General features: G+C 41.2%; 1 protein-coding gene. It reads left to right on the forward strand.

Going from position 1 to position 1509, the window contains the following annotated elements; translation table 11 throughout:
• The first annotated feature begins 104 nt into the window (after positions 1 to 104).
• Positions 105 to 1472 carry an ISL3 family transposase gene (locus CP352_RS10705; RefSeq protein WP_043921381.1) on the forward strand — a complete coding sequence of 456 codons (1368 nt, stop codon included), beginning with the start codon at positions 105 to 107 and terminating at the stop codon, positions 1470 to 1472.
• Positions 1473 to 1509 lie beyond the last annotated feature (37 nt).

A 1509-nucleotide genomic window follows, 5' to 3' on the forward strand; every position in this document is an offset into this window, starting at 1 on the left:
GGTTCAGTATAAATTCTTGTGTAAATAGAAATTAGATAACAAAAAAAGAAGGGTTGTCCCTTACAATGTTAATAACGACAAAAACATGGGGAGCCCTTCTTACTATGAATTATACAGAACTGTCAGTTACTACTCAAGATGTTATGCCTAACAAAGGTGTCTTATCCTTTAATTCTGGTCTTACCGACTTTATTCAAGTTGGCGAGCCAATTCAAAATGAAGGTGGATTAACCTTTGTAGGAAAGCTAGATGAGCGTGGTGATACCTTCTGTCCTAATTGCTCAAGAAAACTAGTTAAAAATGGGTCTTTAGAATCTACCCTTAAGCACGTCGCTATTGGTGGAGTACACACCAATATCAGAGTGTCCTATGCACGTTTTCGTTGTCTTAACATTGATTGCCAATTCAACACTAGAAGCCAGTCTATCCCTTTTAAAGCTGATGGTTATCGCATCACCAAACCTTTAAAAGAATACACTGAGAAACTGTTAAGCTATGGCCTTACTCTAAAGGCAGTGGCTTGGCTTACTGGCTTGGACAAGATGACTGTAAAGTCAATTCACAAGTCTCTTCTACTGTCTAAATTTACAACTGATGGCAAGACACTCATAAAACCTGAAAGGCAGGCAAAATACTTAGCCATTGATGAGTTTAAGCTCCACGATGGCCATAAGTACGCCACCGCAATCATAGACTGGGAAACAGGGTATATTCTCTACTTAGCCCATGGCAAGAAGAAAGCCGTTGTTTTCGAGTTTATGGATCATGTTGGCGATGAGTGGATGTCAAAAGTTGAGGCGGTGGCTTGCGACATGAATTCAGACTTCGAAGAAGCTTTTAAAGGGCGCTATCCCAAGCTAGACATCGTCTATGATCGCTTCCACATTATCAAGAATTTCAACGATAAAGTGGTTTCAGAGATCAGAAAGGATGAACAAAGACGGCTGGCTGAAGAAGGCTCTCCAGAGGCTGCTAAGTTGCTTAAGAACTCACGTTACATCTTGATGTCTAAGAGGTCCACATTAGTTCAGAAGGACGAGGATGCCCGTCAAGGCAAGCTAGTGTCTACTGCTGGTGAAATATTCAATACACCAGAAATAAAGGCTTATGGCGGTAATGAAGCATGGTATGACGAGCTGTTGGAAGAAAACAAGCTCTTCTTCACAATAGACCTCGTCAAAGACTTGCTAGACCAGGCATACAACTCACATGACGAGGTGGAAATGTGCGTTAGACTTGAAGGGATCATAGACATCTGCAAGGCAACTGAGAATAGCCACTTTATTTGGTTTGCGCGTCTCTTAAATAACCATTTGAGAGGGATCTACACGTTCGCCAAATACGGGATATCAACTGGCAAACTTGAGGGTATCAACAATAAGATCAAGACTGAGAGACGTAAGGGTTATGGGTATCCAGATGATGAATACTTCTTTCTGCGATTAATGGAAATATCCCGAAAGGCATCCTAAATCTCACAGCCGTTTACACAAGAATTTATACTGAACC

Source organism: Lactobacillus sp. UMNPBX1 (assembly GCF_002554085.1).
In the GTDB taxonomy this organism is placed as follows: domain Bacteria; phylum Bacillota; class Bacilli; order Lactobacillales; family Lactobacillaceae; genus Lactobacillus; species Lactobacillus crispatus.